Source organism: Paenibacillus sp. FSL H8-0048, from assembly GCF_038002825.1.
Taxonomy (GTDB): Bacteria; Bacillota; Bacilli; order Paenibacillales; family Paenibacillaceae; genus Paenibacillus_AQ.
This window is the reverse complement of record NZ_JBBODF010000001.1, coordinates 5280939-5296362: the sequence shown is the minus strand read 5'-3', so window position 1 is coordinate 5296362 and position 15424 is coordinate 5280939. Positions and strand designations below refer to the sequence as shown.

The 15424-nt window shown below is 55.1% G+C and carries 18 protein-coding genes and 2 riboswitches; of the genes, 12 read left to right on the top strand and 6 right to left on the bottom strand.

The window, feature by feature from the left end; all coding sequences use genetic code 11:
* Window positions 1-179 precede the first annotated feature (179 nt).
* From NSU18_RS22700 to NSU18_RS22690, 3 genes are all read left to right on the top strand, one after another.
* Entirely contained in the window at window positions 180-965 is a 786-nt protein-coding gene (locus NSU18_RS22700) for a flagellar motor protein (protein ID WP_341150122.1), read from the top strand.
* The gene (locus NSU18_RS22695) at window positions 962-1837 is read left to right on the top strand and encodes a flagellar motor protein MotB (RefSeq protein ID WP_341150121.1); all 876 of its coding nucleotides are present in this window, start codon (window positions 962-964) and stop codon (window positions 1835-1837) included. The genes NSU18_RS22700 and NSU18_RS22695 overlap by 4 nt, the downstream gene beginning before the upstream one ends.
* A gap of 251 nt (window positions 1838-2088) precedes the next feature.
* On the top strand, window positions 2089-2511 hold the full coding sequence (locus tag NSU18_RS22690; RefSeq protein ID WP_341150120.1) for a hypothetical protein: 423 nt from the start codon (window positions 2089-2091) through the stop codon (window positions 2509-2511).
* A gap of 100 nt (window positions 2512-2611) precedes the next feature.
* On the opposite strand, the gene gcvH is transcribed toward NSU18_RS22690, so the two are convergent.
* Window positions 2612-3004 (bottom strand): glycine cleavage system protein GcvH, encoded by a 393-nt coding sequence (gcvH, locus tag NSU18_RS22685; RefSeq protein ID WP_341016299.1) that lies wholly within the window; start codon window positions 3002-3004, stop codon window positions 2612-2614.
* A 184-nt stretch (window positions 3005-3188) separates the two neighbouring features.
* Window positions 3189-3286, top strand: a riboswitch (glycine riboswitch).
* A gap of 3 nt (window positions 3287-3289) precedes the next feature.
* A riboswitch (glycine riboswitch) is annotated at window positions 3290-3390 on the top strand.
* 80 nt (window positions 3391-3470) lie between these two features.
* On the opposite strand from gcvH, the gene gcvT reads away from it, so the two are divergent.
* From gcvT to gcvPB, 3 genes are read left to right on the top strand one after another with little or no spacing between them, the layout of a single operon-like run.
* Window positions 3471-4595, top strand: coding sequence for a glycine cleavage system aminomethyltransferase GcvT (gcvT, locus tag NSU18_RS22680; protein ID WP_341150119.1), 1125 nt, complete (start codon window positions 3471-3473; stop codon window positions 4593-4595).
* Complete coding sequence (gcvPA, locus tag NSU18_RS22675) at window positions 4592-5944, top strand: aminomethyl-transferring glycine dehydrogenase subunit GcvPA (protein ID WP_341150118.1); 1353 nt, start codon at window positions 4592-4594, stop codon at window positions 5942-5944. The genes gcvT and gcvPA overlap by 4 nt, the downstream gene beginning before the upstream one ends.
* Entirely contained in the window at window positions 5941-7401 is a 1461-nt protein-coding gene (gcvPB, locus tag NSU18_RS22670) for an aminomethyl-transferring glycine dehydrogenase subunit GcvPB (protein ID WP_341150117.1), read from the top strand. The genes gcvPA and gcvPB overlap by 4 nt, the downstream gene beginning before the upstream one ends.
* Before the next feature lie 95 nt (window positions 7402-7496).
* Here the strand turns inward: gcvPB and NSU18_RS22665 are convergent, their stop codons facing one another.
* Window positions 7497-8270: a LuxR C-terminal-related transcriptional regulator gene (locus NSU18_RS22665; RefSeq protein WP_341016291.1), complete on the bottom strand. Its 774-nt coding sequence runs from the start codon at window positions 8268-8270 to the stop codon at window positions 7497-7499.
* 209 nt (window positions 8271-8479) lie between these two features.
* Between NSU18_RS22665 and NSU18_RS22660 the strand changes: the two genes are divergently transcribed.
* From NSU18_RS22660 to NSU18_RS22640, 5 genes are all read left to right on the top strand, one after another.
* Window positions 8480-8830: a hypothetical protein gene (locus tag NSU18_RS22660; protein WP_341016290.1), complete on the top strand. Its 351-nt coding sequence runs from the start codon at window positions 8480-8482 to the stop codon at window positions 8828-8830.
* A 175-nt stretch (window positions 8831-9005) separates the two neighbouring features.
* The gene (locus NSU18_RS22655) at window positions 9006-10055 is read left to right on the top strand and encodes an ABC transporter ATP-binding protein (protein WP_341018559.1); all 1050 of its coding nucleotides are present in this window, start codon (window positions 9006-9008) and stop codon (window positions 10053-10055) included.
* Window positions 10033-10842: an ABC transporter permease gene (locus NSU18_RS22650; RefSeq protein ID WP_341016289.1), complete on the top strand. Its 810-nt coding sequence runs from the start codon at window positions 10033-10035 to the stop codon at window positions 10840-10842. The genes NSU18_RS22655 and NSU18_RS22650 overlap by 23 nt, the downstream gene beginning before the upstream one ends.
* A 19-nt stretch (window positions 10843-10861) precedes the next feature.
* Entirely contained in the window at window positions 10862-11659 is a 798-nt protein-coding gene (locus NSU18_RS22645) for an ABC transporter permease (protein WP_341016288.1), read from the top strand.
* Between the two features lie 13 nt (window positions 11660-11672).
* The gene (locus NSU18_RS22640) at window positions 11673-11873 is read left to right on the top strand and encodes a hypothetical protein (protein WP_341150116.1); all 201 of its coding nucleotides are present in this window, start codon (window positions 11673-11675) and stop codon (window positions 11871-11873) included.
* 89 nt (window positions 11874-11962) lie between these two features.
* On the opposite strand, the gene NSU18_RS22635 is transcribed toward NSU18_RS22640, so the two are convergent.
* The 4 genes from NSU18_RS22635 to NSU18_RS22620 all read right to left on the bottom strand — a co-directional run bounded on the left by NSU18_RS22635 (window position 11963) and on the right by NSU18_RS22620 (window position 15079).
* Window positions 11963-12421, bottom strand: coding sequence for a hypothetical protein (locus NSU18_RS22635; protein ID WP_341150115.1), 459 nt, complete (start codon window positions 12419-12421; stop codon window positions 11963-11965).
* 163 nt (window positions 12422-12584) lie between these two features.
* Entirely contained in the window at window positions 12585-13442 is an 858-nt protein-coding gene (locus NSU18_RS22630; protein ID WP_341018673.1) for an IS3 family transposase, read from the bottom strand.
* A gap of 11 nt (window positions 13443-13453) precedes the next feature.
* Window positions 13454-13750 (bottom strand): transposase, encoded by a 297-nt coding sequence (locus NSU18_RS22625; protein WP_341016938.1) that lies wholly within the window; start codon window positions 13748-13750, stop codon window positions 13454-13456.
* 789 nt (window positions 13751-14539) lie between these two features.
* Complete coding sequence (locus NSU18_RS22620) at window positions 14540-15079, bottom strand: hypothetical protein (protein WP_341150114.1); 540 nt, start codon at window positions 15077-15079, stop codon at window positions 14540-14542.
* Here NSU18_RS22620 and NSU18_RS22615 point away from each other — a divergent pair.
* Complete coding sequence (locus NSU18_RS22615; protein ID WP_341150113.1) at window positions 15069-15404, top strand: hypothetical protein; 336 nt, start codon at window positions 15069-15071, stop codon at window positions 15402-15404. The two genes, NSU18_RS22620 and NSU18_RS22615, sit on opposite strands and share 11 nt — an antisense overlap.
* Window positions 15405-15424 lie beyond the last annotated feature (20 nt).

The following is a 15424-nucleotide window of genomic DNA, read 5'->3' as shown; positions in this document are numbered from 1 at the left end:
GCCCGTCTCCCCTCTATCGTCTAGAATATATGAATATATTATAATTTTAACCCTAATCATCCTTCATCCATACCAAGCTGAAAAATATGGAAGATAGGAATGCACGTTCCCGTTTATTATACAGCGTTGCCCAGACTGTTGCAAACCATAATATATAGAAATTTAAGGAGCCTGAATTTATGGATTTCATTACAATACTCGGCCTGCTGGCCGGAATTGCCGCTATGATCGGCGGTTTTCTGTGGGAAGGCGGCAGCCTGTCCGGCCTGCTGCAGCCCAATGCTGCCCTGATCGTATTCGGCGGTACCCTTGCGGCGGTGCTTATCAGTTTCCCGGCGTCCAAGCTCCGCACTATTCCGGCGGCGCTCCGCCTGGCTTTTGGCCGGCAACGGGACACCAGCCGGGAACAAGCCGAAGAGCTGATTGCCCTGGCTGCACTCACGCGGCGCGGCGGTGTTCTCGCATTAGAGAAGCGGGCGGAGGAGCATCCTGATCCTTTTACCCGTGAAGGCCTGTTTCTGATTGTCGACGGCAATGACCCTGATCAGGTCCGCCAGATCCTGGAGCTCGGGATGGATGCCAAGGAGCTGAAATATGAAGGCTATGCCAAAATATTCGAAGCCGCCGGCGGCTATGCACCGACCATGGGGATTATCGGCACCGTTATGGGGCTGATCCGGGTTCTGAGCAACCTAACGGACCCTTCCAATCTGGGCGGGTCAATTGCCGTAGCTTTTACAGCAACACTCTATGGCGTAGCCAGCGCTAATCTACTCTTTTTACCCATTGCCTCCAAAATCAAATCCCGCAGCCAAAGTGAGCTGGGCACCATGGAGATGCTGCTCGTCGGCATTCTGTCCCTGCAGAACGGAGATCACCCGCATCTGGTCCGGCAAAAGCTGGCCCCCTTCCTGACAGACGCTCCTAAACGCAGCAGCAGTACCAGCCCGGGGGAACCGCTATGAGACAAAGAAACCGCCGGCAGCCCCGCGCCTCCGCAGGCAAGGAGAGCCGGGACCGCTGGATGATTACCTACGCGGATCTGATCACGCTTCTGCTGATTTTCTTCGTGATTCTGTTCGCCATGAGCAGCCTGGATTCGCAGAAATATGCCATTGTCAGCGGCTCCTTATCGGATACCTTCAAGAGCGGAAGTACAGTGCTGGAGGGCGGAAGCGGCGTACTTGAAGGCAATCAGGGAATTACAGGGACTGACGTTTCGAAGGGTCATACTGAAGACAGTGGAACCGCTGGCGGTCCTTCTGCTACAGGCTCCGCGGATTCGGACGGGCTGAATGGAAACGGACAAACAGGAGATGGGGATGGACACCAGCCGTCAGCGCGTGAGCTTGCTTTTCGGGAACAGGAAGCGAAGCTGGCTGCTCTTATGGGCGTAATCACCCAGTATGTGGAGGAGAATAACCTCGGGGAACAGATTTTTGTTGCCGATAAACCGCAGGGCATTGCCATCACGCTGAGTGACCGGTTCCTGTTCGATGCGGGTAAGGCCGAGCTGAAATCCCCTGCTTTCCCTGCCCTGCGCCAGCTCTCCGGCCTGTTTCGCGGTATCGGGGCGACGATCAGCATCGAAGGCCATACCGACAATGTTCCTGTGACCCCCGGATCGTTATACAGAGACAACTGGGAGCTATCCGGCGCCCGTGCGCTGTCCGTCCTGCGCTTTTTTCTGGACAAAGAGGGGCTGAGCCCTGATACCTTCCAATATGCAGGGTACGCCGATACCCGGCCCGCCTATGATAATACAACCGCAGAGGGAAAGCAGCGGAACCGCCGGGTTGAATTGATTGTGCTGCGGCAGCTTCAGGAGGAAGAATAGCCGGCAACCGCTCAGTCTATGGCAGATCCTCACTGGCAAAGATACAGTAAAGCTGATCAAGGAGTTGGAGCTTCGTGCACGCAACAAAAGGAACGCCGGATGCTACCCGTTTTTTGGAGCTTCTGCGGCTGTCGGTTTCATTGGTATTGATTATTTTCGCCCAGATTACTATCACTGGCTTCGTAGGCTTTTTTGTTGTATTTCTGCCCTTTTTGTCCTCCTCTTATTCCCCGGGAAGCCTGCTTACCGGAATGAAGTTTCTGATTGCCGGCTTTGCCTTTGCGCTGCCTTGGCTCGGATACTGGTGGATGATGTACAGCTTATCCGGGAATGGCCGCATCCGTGGCTTTTTTCTACTTTTGCTCACCTCGTATTTAGCCCTTATATTTATTTGTATGCAGATCGATCCGGTCTACAATCCGGAAGCCATGATTCCCGGTTCTGCAAGAGAATCTACCTTTCTCGTTTGTATGGCCATGTCTGCCGTAATACTTTTCCCGTTTTATTCGCTTGGCGTTTATATCTTCGTGCTGAGACCTGTCAAGCGTCCCCGAAAAAGATACCGTTTCCTGCTGCTGTGCCTTCTGTTTGCTGTGGCGGGCCTGGTTCTCTTGCCCTTTCTGTGGCACTCTGCTCCCATCGTCTATCCCGGTTTGCTCAGCTTCCCGGAATAACAGACAGACGCAAAAAGACAGACCTCTCACATTAGTAACATCTAATGTAACAAAGAGAGGTCTGTCGTATTAACAGCCGCTTTCGCGGATAAGCTAACTTTTATTCCCCAACCAGTTCCTTGTACGCAGCCGCATCCAGCAGGCCGGTTACTGCCTCTGCGAACTCAGTATCAAGCTCCAGCTCAAAAATCCACCCGTCTCCGTAAGGCTGGTCATTGATCAGCTCCGGGCTGGCCTCCAGCGCATCGTTGATCTTGGTCACCTTACCGGATACGGGTGAATATAGCTCCGATACGGTCTTCACAGATTCGATACTGCCCACACTGTCGCCTGCTGAGATCGCCGCGCCCACTTCCGGAAATTCTACAAACACGATATCGCCCAGCAGATGCTGCGCATGATCCGTAATCCCTACACGTACTACGCGTCCCTCGCCCTGCTGCGCCCACTCATGCTCTTCGCTGTATAGCAGGTTGTCAAGCACTTCACTCATGTCCAAGCCGCCTCTTTTCCGTAATTGGAGTTCTAAATTTAGTTATAGCCTAAGTTATCGGCTTGCCTAATGTCAATATAACTGACAGTAAAATTAAATTTGTCAACTTTTTGACGTTTTTTGATTGACAGGGCGGAGGGTTACCCGGTTTAATGGAGTCAGTAGAAAAACATATGGTTTGCGAATGATGGCATAGGGAGAGACTGTCTCACAGGAAGACAGCGCCGAAGGAGTAAGCCCGGGATGGGTGAATCTCTCAGGCAAAAGGACCTTTGCCGGACGCATCTCTGGAGAGCATCCGGGTGCCTGCGCTGCAGGCTTCACGGATCACCAACGGGGAAACCTGCGCGGCATGGCAGGGTAACTCTCAGGTACCAAGGACAGAGCGAAAGTCCATTTATGCATACGTGCATAATGGCTTTCGCCTGTCCTTTTTCGTATGTAATCAGACCAAGGGAGTGACAAGATGGATGCTTTGAGAAGAACGCCTTTTTATGACCTCTATGCGGCTTATGCGGAGTCCAGATGTATTGATTTCGGCGGCTGGGAGCTGCCGGTGCAGTTCACGGGCATCGTGAAGGAGCATGAAGCCGTCCGTGAACGGGCCGGACTGTTCGATGTCTCGCATATGGGAGAATTCATGGTTACCGGGAGCGGCGCGGAAGCTTTCCTGCAGAGAATGACCACCAATGATGTCAGCCGCCTGAAAGACGGCGCAGCGCAGTACACCCTGATGCTCTACCCAAGCGGCGGAGTGGTCGACGATCTGCTCGTATACCGGCTGGGTGAAGAACGTTACATGCTTGTCGTCAATGCGTCCAACATCGATAAGGACTTCCAGTGGCTGCAGGAGCATCTAACCGCTGAATTCGGCGGCGTCACCCTGAAAAATATCTCGGATGAGACGCTGCTGCTCGCCGTGCAGGGGCCGCTCGCGGAGACGATTCTGGCAAAAGTCACGCAGGTGTCTCTAACAGAGTTAAAACCGTTCCACTTCATCGAACAGGCTGAAGTCTGCGGCGTCACCGTCCTGCTCTCCCGTACCGGATATACTGGTGAGGATGGCTTCGAGCTATATGCTCCCGCAGATACGGCAGCAGCACTCTGGAACGGCCTGCTGGCTGCTGGCGCTCCGCATGGTCTGACGCCTGCCGGACTCGGCGCACGCGATACCCTGCGTTTCGAGGCCAAGCTGCCGCTGTACGGCCAGGAGCTGTCGGCGGATATCACTCCGCTCGAAGCGGGTGTCCAGTTCTTCGTGAAGCTGGATGCAGGGGATTTCATCGGCCGTGATGCCCTGCTGAAGCAGAAGGAAGCCGGTCTGCCCCGGCGTCTTGTGGGCCTGGAGATGGTCGACCGCGGCATTCCCCGCTCCCACTATCCCGTGTACGCGGACGGAGTGAAGATCGGTGAAGTAACGACCGGCACCCAATCCCCTACCCTGAAGCGGAATCTCGGACTCGCCCTGCTGGACGCTGCCTATACGGAGCCGGGCACAGAGGTGTACGTGGAGATTCGCGGCAAGCAGCTCAAGGCTGCCATAATCAAAGCCCCATTCTACAAAAGAAGCCAAGGAGTGAAGCCGCAATGAAGCACCGCTATCTGCCTATGACTGAGCAAGACCGCACAGAAATGATGGAAGCCGTAGGCATCCAGTCCATCGATGAGCTGTTCGCCGATATTCCGCAGTCTGTCCGTTACCAGGGAACCCTGCCGATGTCCGGCGCTCTGGACGAATATGCACTGCTTCGCCATATGAAGAGGCTCGCAGACAAGAATGCCGACTTCGACACCCACGCCAGCTTCCTTGGTGCCGGATTATACGATCACCATGTTCCGGTCGTCATCAACCATGTGATTTCACGTTCGGAATTTTATACCGCCTATACCCCTTACCAACCGGAGATCAGCCAGGGTGAGCTTCAGGCGATTTTCGAATTCCAGTCCTATATCTGTGAACTGACCGGAATGAAGGTCGCCAATGCCAGTATGTATGACGGCGCAACGGCCCTGTCCGAAGCGGCTGTGCTGGCCGCAGGCGCCACCAAACGCAAGAAGCTGATTGTCTCCCGTACGGTTCACCCGGAAGCGCGTCAGGTGCTGCGCACCTCCGCCAACGCCTGGGGCCTGCAAATTGTTGAGATTGACTATGCTGACGGGGTAACGGATCTCACCAAGCTGGCCGATGCCATCGACAGCGATACCGCTGCTGTTCTGGTCCAGTCCCCCAACTTCTTCGGCGGGATTGAGGATCTGCGCCAGATTGAGCCGCTGATCCATGCGGTCAAAGGACTGCTCGTGGTCAGCGCGAACCCCATTGCGCTTGGCGTGCTGGAATCCCCCGGACGGCTTGGCGCAGACATCGTAGTCGGCGACGCGCAGCCGCTGGGTATCGCCGCCTCGCTGGGCGGCCCTACCTGCGGATTCTTCGCGGTGGCTGAGCCGCTCATGCGCCGGATGCCGGGCCGGATCGTCGGCCAGACGGTTGACCGGAATGGCAAGCGCGGCTTCGTGCTGACGCTGCAAGCCCGCGAACAGCATATCCGCCGGGAGAAGGCGACCTCGAATATCTGCTCCAACCAGGCGCTACTAGCGCTGTCTGCTTCCGTCTACCTGTCCGTGATGGGCAAGGAGGGCATGCGCGAGGTGGGTGAGCTGAACATCCGCAAGAGCCACTATGCCGCTGGGCGGCTGGCTGAAATCACTGGTGCAGAGCTTGTCTTCACTGCCCCGTTCTTCAATGAATTCGTCCTGAAGCTCCCGGAGGGCAGCAGTGTGAGTACAGTGAACTCCAAGCTGCTGAAGGAAGGCTATCTGGGCGGTTATGACTTAGGCCGGGATTATCCCGAGCTGGCCGGACATATGCTGGTTGCCGTAACGGAGAAACGAAGCAAGACCGAAATTGACGAATTCGCAAGCGCACTGGAGGGCTGTGTATGAAACCGGAACAAAGTCTGATTTTTGAATTAAGCCGTCCCGGCCGCTCGGCCTACTCCCTGCCTCTGTGTGATGTGCCGAAGGACGAAGGCCTTGATGCACTCATTCCCGGAGGGCTGCTGCGCAGTGAGCCGGTTGTGTTACCTGAAGTATCCGAGGTGGATGTGATCCGCCACTATACCGCCCTGTCCCGCCGCAACTTCGGAGTCGATAACGGCTTCTATCCGCTCGGCTCCTGCACGATGAAATACAACCCCAAGATCAACGAGGATGTCGCCCGCTTCCCGGGACTCTCCAAGATCCATCCGTACCAGCCGGAGGAGAGCATCCAGGGTGCGCTTGAACTGATGTACACGCTGCAAAAGGATCTTGCCGCCCTGACCGGCATGGATGCCGTATCCCTGCAGCCTGCTGCCGGTGCCCACGGCGAGTGGACCGGCCTGATGATGATCCGCGCCTACCATGAGAGCCGCGGTGAGGTCCGCTCCAAGGTCATCGTGCCCGATTCCTCGCACGGCACCAACCCGGCAAGCGCCGCAGCCGCCGGTCTTGAGACAGTCACCATCCCGTCCAACGGTAAGGGCATGGTTGACCTTGAGGCGCTGAAGGCAGCTGTCGGCAGTGACACCGCTGCGCTGATGCTCACGAACCCGAGTACCCTCGGCCTCTTCGAGACGCAGATCGTCGAGATTGCCGCGATTGTCCATGAAGCGGGCGGACTGCTCTATTATGACGGAGCGAACTCCAACGCGATTATGGGCATCACCCGCCCGGGCGATATGGGCTTTGATGTGGTGCATCTCAACCTGCACAAGACGATGAGTACGCCGCATGGCGGCGGGGGGCCGGGAGCCGGACCGGTCGGCGTGAAGGCGAAGCTGATCCCGTTCCTGCCGCAGCCTACAGTGGCGCAGAACGGGGACGGCAGCTTCACACTGGACTGCGGCGGGCCGGAATCGATTGGCCGCGTCAAAGCCTTTTACGGCAACTTCGGGATTCTCGTCCGTGCTTATGCGTACATCCGCACCTACGGTCCTGACGGCCTGCGTGAGGTGTCCGAGAACGCAGTGCTGAACGCCAACTATATGATGCACCGGCTGGCCCCTTACTTCGAGATCCCCTTCCCGGGCGTCTGCAAGCATGAATTCGTCATGTCCGGCAAGAACCTTAAGCAATACGGTGTCCGTACCCTCGATGTAGCCAAACGGCTGCTCGACTTCGGCTATCATCCGCCAACCGTCTACTTCCCGCTGACAGTAGAGGAATGTATGATGATTGAACCTACCGAGACCGAGAGCAAGGAGACGCTCGACGGCTTCATTGAGACCATGATCCGAATCGTTAAGGAAGCCGAAGAGACGCCGGAGATAGTGATTAACGCACCGCATACGACTGAAATCAGCCGCCTGGATGAGACGCAGGCCGCGCGTAAGCCGGTACTCAACTGTTCTTGCGGTTAACCAGATCAATTCATATATTTTCAAATAGCCGGGTCAGGGATACATCGTATCGCTGCCCGGCTATTTGGTATGTACCCGGAAGCGGATTCTCCCGGCTATGGCGTAAGGCGCTTCACGAACTGGAAGCGGTCATTCACCCGCATTTTACTGTAGATACTCTTCAGCATATTGCGCACGGTGCCTTCACTGATCCCCAGATCGCTCCCGATATGCAGCGCGCTCTTCTCCATCAGCCACAGCCTCGCCACCTCCTGCTCCCGCGCGGTCAGCTTATATTCCAGAAGCGTGGCTTCCAGCCGGTACCGCTGCATCTCCGGGTTCTTCTCCATCCACTTCTCCATGATATTCTCGGCAATCTGCTGCACGAAGGGAATGGCGAACTCAATTGGCTCTCCTCTATTAAAAGAAATATCAACATATCCGTAAACGCTATCATCATCCTGCAATGGAGCGCACACACAGTTCCAATCCCGGAAGGTCTGATCCGTATGCTCCGTTCCCCGCACCACCCCGATGCAGTTCATCTCCATCGCCAGCGATACGGCATTCATTCCCGCCTGCTGCCTGCTTAAGCTGACCCCCGGGCGCAGCTCCGCCTGCTCCATCTCCGCCTGCGTCTCCGGAGAAGAATAGACCAGTTCCAGAATGGTACCCGCCTTGTCCGTCAGGAATACCACATAAGGAATAGAGAGCAGCTGGCTTAATTTGTTCATTTCACTGCGGATCGAAGAAATCATAGCTCTATGATAGATATGCTCTCTGGATTCTTCAGATACACCCGCCACAGACATCCCGCCTTGGACTTGGGCCCTAACTGCCTCCAGAGGCCGGAAGGCTTCAAGTTCGCTTGCTTCTAAATCCCCAGGCATACTCCATGCTCTTGATTGATTAAAGACTCTCACAAACGATCCCTCCATATTTACCAATTCCTATATTATCAATTTTAAAAGAAAGCATTATAACATACAATTACGGAATAATGAACATTCAGTATTGGATCTGTAAATCCCCGCGTTAGCGCTGTAAAATGTAGAAATCTGTTCATCTTATATTTCTACATAATTCCAGGAGGTTCGACATGCTTCGCATCGGCTATCTATCGACTACCCTCAATTTGGCTACCGCAATGGTATCCTTCCTGCGCTTCGGCAGTAATTATGCCCTGTTCATTATGGCCAGCTACACACTCTTAACCCTTGCGGGATACCGGCTGCTGCAGAATAAAAGGACCCTGCATCTGGTTCCGCTGCTCACCTTCAGCTGTTCATTCCTCTTATACAATGTGACCTATGTATTGTTGAAGCAGATTAACCTCGTAGACCTGTATGCGGTAGACTGGAGACTTGAGGTTCAGCTGGCGCTGCCCCTGCTGGTAGGGTTCGCCGTCCAGACTCTGCTTAAGCGCAGTGGCAAATCCCGGTTGGTATAGCTATCGGGGGTTGCCGCTTTTTTTTGCAAAATCGACCTAAACTGATAGTTTTCGACATCGGCTCAGTGATATATTTACTCTTACGTCTTTGAGCCAGCTGAGGATTCAGATATTTTCTCCGCAGCCATCTGCGGTAACGCTTTCAAAGAAATGAACAGGAGGGTTAAGCTTGAGTATGATTGAAGCCAGAGGACTGAGTAAGTCCTTTATGCAGGCGGTGAAGGAGCCCGGCCTAAAGGGAGCGGTGAAGCATCTGTTCCTGCCCCGGCATATTGAGAAGGTGGCGGTCAAGCCGCTGGATCTGAGCATTGAAGCCGGAGAGACGGTGGCCTACGTGGGACCGAACGGTGCCGGTAAATCGACTACCATCAAGATGCTGACCGGCATTCTGATGCCGTCCTCCGGGAGTATCTCGGTGAACGGCATCAATCCGTACCGCAAAAGAATGGAGAACGCCGCCCAGATCGGCGCAGTTTTCGGGCAGCGCACCCAGCTGTGGTGGGATATTCCGATTGCCGAGTCCTTCTCGCTGCTGAAGGATATCTATCAGATTCCGGATGCCCAATATAGGAAGAACATGGACTTGTTCACCGAAATGCTCGGGATGAGCGAATTCATCCACCTGTCCGCGCGGAAGCTCTCGCTGGGTCAGCGCATGCGTGCCGATCTGGCTGCTGCCCTGCTGCATAATCCGCCGATTCTGTATCTCGATGAGCCGACGATTGGCCTTGACGTATCTGTGAAGGAGAAGATCCGCGGGTTCATCAAGCAGATCAACCAGGAGCAGCAGACGACTGTGATGCTGACGACCCACGACCTGGGCGACATTGAGGACCTGTGCAAGCGGCTGGTCATTATCGATCACGGCGCGATTATTTATGACGGTACGCTGAGCGAGGTCAAGGCCCGTTTTGCCAAAAACCGGGTCATCTTCTTCCAGGTACGCTCCCCTATGCCGGAGTTGTACAAGCTGCTGGAGCAGAGTCCCGGGCTGAAGCTGGAGCAGCAGAGCAGCCAGGAGTTCTCGGTCACTTTTGACCGGTATGAATATACCGCCAGTGAAGTGGTCAGCCGGGTGATGAAGCATGGGGAGGTCCTCGATTTCCGCATGGAAGATACCCACATTGAGCAGGTCATTAAGGCTGTCTATGACGGCCAACTGGACTTGAACGAGCACCGGGGAGCAAGGGGGCAGGGGCACCATGACGACAGCAGCCCGGCTTAACAAATACAGAAGCATTGCCAATCGCTCCTTGCAGAATGTGATGGCCTACCGGAACTCCTACATCATTAATTTACTCGCAAACTCCATTAATCTGGTCGCGATCTTCTTCCTCTGGCAGGGAATCTATGGCGGGCGTGAGGCGGTGGGCGGCTACTCCTGGGATCAGATGAAGACCTATCTGCTGGTGACCTTCCTGGCCAATTCCGTCTTATCCTGGTATTCCGAGACCGCCATCTCCGGCAAAATCCTTGACGGCAGCGTCGCCATGGACCTGCTGAAGCCGATTGATTTCCAGACGGCCCGATTCGCCGAGACCCTGGGCGCCAGCCTGCTGGAAGGGGCTATCAGTACGGTAATGCTGATCGTGTTTGCCACCTTCCTTACCGGAGTGACCTTCCCCCACTCGCCGATCGTCTATCTGCTGTTTGCGGTCAGTCTGCTCTGCGCGGTTGTGGTCAAATTCGGCGTGGTCTATCTGGCGGCTCTGTTATGCTTCTGGTCGACGGGGTCCCTCGGGATTGTCTGGACGCGGATTGCGCTTACTAACCTGCTGTCGGGCGCACTGGTGCCGCTGGCATTTTTCCCGGACTGGCTGGAAAAGCTGGCGCTACTGCTGCCCTTCCAGGCCATCATTCATACGCCGACGATGATCTTCCTCCAGCAGGCAGATACCGGGGAGAGCCTAAGGCTGATCGGGATTCAGCTCTTTTGGGGAGCAGGACTCTGGATGGCGGGCAAAGCCATGTGGAACTGGGCGGTCCGCCAGGTGACCATTCATGGAGGCTAAGGCGGAAGGAGGACGCAGAATGAAATTATCGCAAATGCTCTATCTCTATAGAAGGCTATATGTGCAGCAGCTTAAGGCGATTCTGGAGTACAACAAAGACTTTTATATCCTAATGTGCTCGGCGGCCTTGACGCAGGTATTGGGATTCGTGTTCCTGTGGGTGATCTATGACCGGATTCCGGATATTCAGGGCTGGCAGTTCTGGGAGGTCACCTTCATGTACGCCATGATCTTCCTGACGGAGGGGGCGGGTTCGCTGTTCTTCGAGGGCAGCTGGCGGCTGGGCAGACTGGTCAACACAGGGGAGCTGGACCGTTATCTGCTGCGGCCGGTGCCGGTGGTTCTTCAGGTGTTCTGCACGGGGATTGGGATTAACGGACTCGGTAATCTGCTCATCGGCGGAGTGATCATCTGGCAGTCGCTCATGCACAGCCCTATCCACTGGACTGCGGGCAAGGCGGCGGTGCTGCTGCTGCTGTTCATCACGGCAGTCATCATCCGGGTATCCATTAATCTCATGGGCAACTCGGCGGCCTTCTGGATTCGCAATGCGGGGAATGCGTTCCCGCTAATGGTGCATAATCTGTCTGATCTGGCCAAATACCCGATTACCCTGTTTCCGCAGGCGATCCGCATCTTTATTTCGACGGTGCTGCCCTATGCGTTCATCAGCTTCTACCCGGCAACCTATATTTTCGGTAAAAGCGGCTGGTCCGGCTGGTGGCTCCTCGCCCCTGTCGCGGCTATCGGAAGCGCGGCTGCAGCTTACGGAGTCTTCCGGTACGGATTGTCCCGGTATGAGAGTACGGGGAACTGAGGGGTGTGGCTGCTTGGCAGTCCGCCGCTCACTTGCGGCGGGTTCTTGCGGTATGGCAGTCCGCCGCTCACTTGTGGCGGGTTCCGGCGGTATGGCAGTCCACCGCTCACTTGCGCGGATTCCGGCGGTATGGCAGTCCACCCCTCACTTGCGCGGATTCCGGCGGGAGGTGGGGAAGCTGCCAGTAAGCGGGGCAAGGAGAATGTGGTACTGAGGGCGATGAGGTGCAGAAGTGCACCTTATTTGCTGGATTGGTGCGCATTTGAGGATTTCAGGTGCATTAGTGCACTTCATTTACTGGTTTTAATCACATTTGGGGATTTCAGGGGCACTAGTGCTCCTCATTGGCTCCTCCAGCCCACTTCCGGCCACATCTGAGGGATTTATCCCTTTCATTCCGCTCACCAGTCCGCTTCCGGCCGCATCTGAGGGATTTATCCCTCTCATTTCGCTCATCCGCCCACTTCCGGCCGCATCTAAGGGATTTATCCCTCTCATTTCGCTCACCCGCCCACTTCCGGCCGCATCTGAGGGATTTATCCCTCTCATTTCACTCATCCGCCCACTTCCGGCCGCATCTAAGGGATTTATCCCTTTCATTTCGCTCACCCGCCCACTTCCGGCCGCATCTAAGGGATTTATCCCTTTCATTCCGCTCACTAGTCCGCTTCCGGCCACATCTGAGGGATTTATCCCTCTCATTTCACTCACCCGCCCACTTCCGGCCACATCTGAGGGATTTATCCCTCTCATTTCACTCATCCGCCCACTTCCGGCCACATCTGAGGGATTTATCCCTCTCATTTCGCTCACCCGCCCACTTCCGGCCACATCTGAGGGATTTACCCCTTTCATTTCGCTCACCCGCCCACTTCCGGCCACATCTGAGGGATTTATGGACTCCTGTCAAGAAAGTAGACAAAACCTACAACGTTTTTCGCTTAAATGTGGCTGCAAACTGAACCGGAGAAACGTACCCCAGTGCCCCATGGATTCGTTTACGGTTGTAGAAAAATTCAATGTACTGGAAAATGGCATCATACGCCTGTTGCTTCGTTTTAAATCGATTCCAGTACACCAACTCTTTTTTTAAGAGGCTGTGAAAAGATTCGATACAGGCGTTATCATAACAGTTTCCTTTGCGGCTCATGCTTGCGGTCATCTGGTACGTCTTTAGGCGTTCCCGGTAGTCTGCAGAGGCGTACTGGGAGCCTCGATCCGAATGGTGAATCAAGCCCTTTCCGGGGCGTTTGGCCTGGTAGGCAGCGTCCAGAGCGCCCTGTACGAGGTCAGTGGTCATCCGGTCGCTAAGCCGCCAGCCGACAATCTCCCGGGTACACAGGTCCAGCACGCTCGCCAAGTACATTCGTCCTTCCCGGCAGGGAATGTAGGTGATATCCGCTACCCACGTCTGGTTCGGCTTTTCCGTGTGAAATTGCTGGTTTAACAAGTTGGGGGCAATGGGTAGCGGATGGTTGGAGTCGGTGGTGCATACGCGAAATCTCTTTGCGACACAAGAGCGCAGCCCCAGTTCTTTCATGTACTTGCCTACCGTGCGTTCACTGACCTGGTGCCCTTCACGCACTAGGAGAACCTTGATTTTGGGGCTGCCATAGCGACCCTTAGAGTCGTGAAAATGATAGGCAATCCGCTTTAGCAACAAGGCTTTACGAGTGGCTTGAGGGCTGGGCTTCGCTGTTCTCCATTTGTAATACCCGCTCCGGGACACCTGAAAGACACTGCACATCTTCTCCACGCGGAACTCGGAGCGATGATCTTCAATAAACCGAAATCTCAGTTCTTTGGATTGCTGAAGATGTGCACGGCTTTTTTTAGGATGGCCATCTCCTCTGTCAGGTCTGCGAGTTCTTGCTCCCGCTCCTTCAGTTGACGTTCCAGCTCTCTGTATTTGTCTGGAGTAATGATGGGCTCATTCTCAAACTGCCGGTACTGACCTAGCCATTTATGCAACGTTTTGGCGGGGACATCCAGCTCCAGGGCCAATTCCGCCACCGTTTTCGTCTGCTCCTGGATGTACTTTACGGCCTGTCTTTTGTATTCTTCATTGTAGCTTCTCCGTGTTCCACTCATGCGGACACCTCCTCGTTAAACTCATTATCTCTATTCTCTTAACGGGTGTCCACGGTTAACACTAACAGCATTATCCCTCTCATTTCGCTCATCCGCCCACTTCCGGCCGCATCTAAGGGATTTATCCCTCTCATTTCGCTCACCCAGCCCACTTCCGGCCACATCTGGGGGATTTATCCCTCTCATTTCACTCACCCGCCCGCTTCCGGCCGCATCTGAGGGATTTATCCCTTTCATTCCGCTCACCAGTCCGCTTCCGGCCGCATCTGAGGGATTTATCCCTCTCATTTCGCTCATCCGCCCACTTCCGGCCGCATCCTGAGGGATTTATCCCTCTCATTCTCGCTCATCCGCCCACTTCCGGCCACATCTGAGGGATTTATCCCTCTCATTTTGCTCTTCCGCCCTCTTCCGGCCGCATCTGAGGGATTTATCCCTCTCATTCTCGCTCATCCGCCCGCTTCCGGCCGCACCTGAGGGATTTATCCCTCTCATTTCGCTCACCAGTCCACTTCCGGCCGCATCTGGGAGATTTATCCCTCTCATTTCGCTCATCCGCCCACTTCCGGCCGCATCTGAGGGATTTATCACTCTCATTTCACTCATCCGCCCGCTTCCGGCCGCATCTAAGGGATTTATCCCTTTCATCCGCACAATCCGGCATGCCTCCGCCAGCCTCCCGAACCACTTCCCTTTGGATTTCAGCCGCTTATTATATGCTAAAAAAACCTCCCTTTGATTACCTGAAAAAAAACTCCAGATACAAGGGAGGTTTTACTCTACTTCGTTCTACTGTGCAACAAATTGCCGCTTATCGAGGTCCAGCTCATAACTCTGTGGTCCTGGTCCCGGTTCGCCCCCGGCACCCTGTGGCAAGTATACCACTAACTGTTCATTCTGGCCCTCCGGGAACGGAGGCAGCTCGGAGTAGACCAGTGTATCGTGTACGCTTTCTCCCTGCTTGAAGGATAACGGAAACACTTCTCCGCTCCCCTTCTCCCTAGCAAAGGCGTAAGCAACCAGTCCATGTCCTGATTTATATTGGGGAGCAAGCAGATAGACTTCTGCCCTCGCAAAGGAGACCACACCAAACTCCAGCACGCGGTCTGTCGGCTGTACGAACAAGAAGGCCGGCAGCTTAAGCAATACCTGATCCTGCTTCCCCTCCCGGTATACGATGGAGTAATCTGCCTGATACGTCGGTTCCCCCTCCAGACCATCGTTACTGGAGGACAACAGATGTCCCCGCTCCTCCGGACCGCTTGCGATCATCAGCAGCTCGCCTTGTCCGGCTGAGGTTCTCGCCCGAACCGTCCCTTTGGCATTCACGGAATCGATAATGACCGATCCGGCCAGCCCCTCCGGCGGGAACTGGCTGGTGAGGCCAGACGTAGTTGCCGGGGTCACTGCGGATGCAGTTTCTGAGGCGGCTGCCGATGCAGCTGGTACAGATGATACAGTCTGTGCAGGAGCAATAGGAGTTGCAGACGGCGATGCAGAAGCAGACGCTGAGCCAGATGAAGCTGGTTCTGCCGCCGGAGTACCGGTGACGGATGTATTTTGGCTGCTGCATCCAAGCAGCAGACTAAGCGACAAGACCGCGCCCGCTGCCAGTGTTGTAGCTGTAGACCGGATTGGACTCATTCCCCTCTAATCTTTTTTGGTGTACAACCC

What these genes read in the sequence shown, in the direction of transcription:
- NSU18_RS22695 (WP_341150121.1), top strand. Translation starts at nt 962, where the DNA reads ATGAGACAAAGAAACCGCCGGCAGCCCCGCGCCTCCGCAGGCAAGGAG.
- NSU18_RS22645 (WP_341016288.1), top strand. Translation starts at nt 10,862, where the DNA reads ATGAAATTATCGCAAATGCTCTATCTCTATAGAAGGCTATATGTGCAG.
- gcvT (WP_341150119.1), top strand. Translation starts at nt 3,471, where the DNA reads ATGGATGCTTTGAGAAGAACGCCTTTTTATGACCTCTATGCGGCTTAT.
- NSU18_RS22635 (WP_341150115.1), bottom strand. Translation starts at nt 12,421, where the DNA reads ATGAGTGAAATGAGAGGGATAAATCCCTCAGATGTGGCCGGAAGTGGG.
- gcvH (WP_341016299.1), bottom strand. Translation starts at nt 3,004, where the DNA reads ATGAGTGAAGTGCTTGACAACCTGCTATACAGCGAAGAGCATGAGTGG.
- NSU18_RS22655 (WP_341018559.1), top strand. Translation starts at nt 9,006, where the DNA reads ATGATTGAAGCCAGAGGACTGAGTAAGTCCTTTATGCAGGCGGTGAAG.
- gcvPB (WP_341150117.1), top strand. Translation starts at nt 5,941, where the DNA reads ATGAAACCGGAACAAAGTCTGATTTTTGAATTAAGCCGTCCCGGCCGC.
- gcvPA (WP_341150118.1), top strand. Translation starts at nt 4,592, where the DNA reads ATGAAGCACCGCTATCTGCCTATGACTGAGCAAGACCGCACAGAAATG.
- NSU18_RS22700 (WP_341150122.1), top strand. Translation starts at nt 180, where the DNA reads ATGGATTTCATTACAATACTCGGCCTGCTGGCCGGAATTGCCGCTATG.
- NSU18_RS22660 (WP_341016290.1), top strand. Translation starts at nt 8,480, where the DNA reads ATGCTTCGCATCGGCTATCTATCGACTACCCTCAATTTGGCTACCGCA.
- NSU18_RS22690 (WP_341150120.1), top strand. Translation starts at nt 2,089, where the DNA reads ATGAAGTTTCTGATTGCCGGCTTTGCCTTTGCGCTGCCTTGGCTCGGA.
- NSU18_RS22625 (WP_341016938.1), bottom strand. Translation starts at nt 13,750, where the DNA reads ATGAGTGGAACACGGAGAAGCTACAATGAAGAATACAAAAGACAGGCC.
- NSU18_RS22650 (WP_341016289.1), top strand. Translation starts at nt 10,033, where the DNA reads ATGACGACAGCAGCCCGGCTTAACAAATACAGAAGCATTGCCAATCGC.
- NSU18_RS22665 (WP_341016291.1), bottom strand. Translation starts at nt 8,270, where the DNA reads ATGCCTGGGGATTTAGAAGCAAGCGAACTTGAAGCCTTCCGGCCTCTG.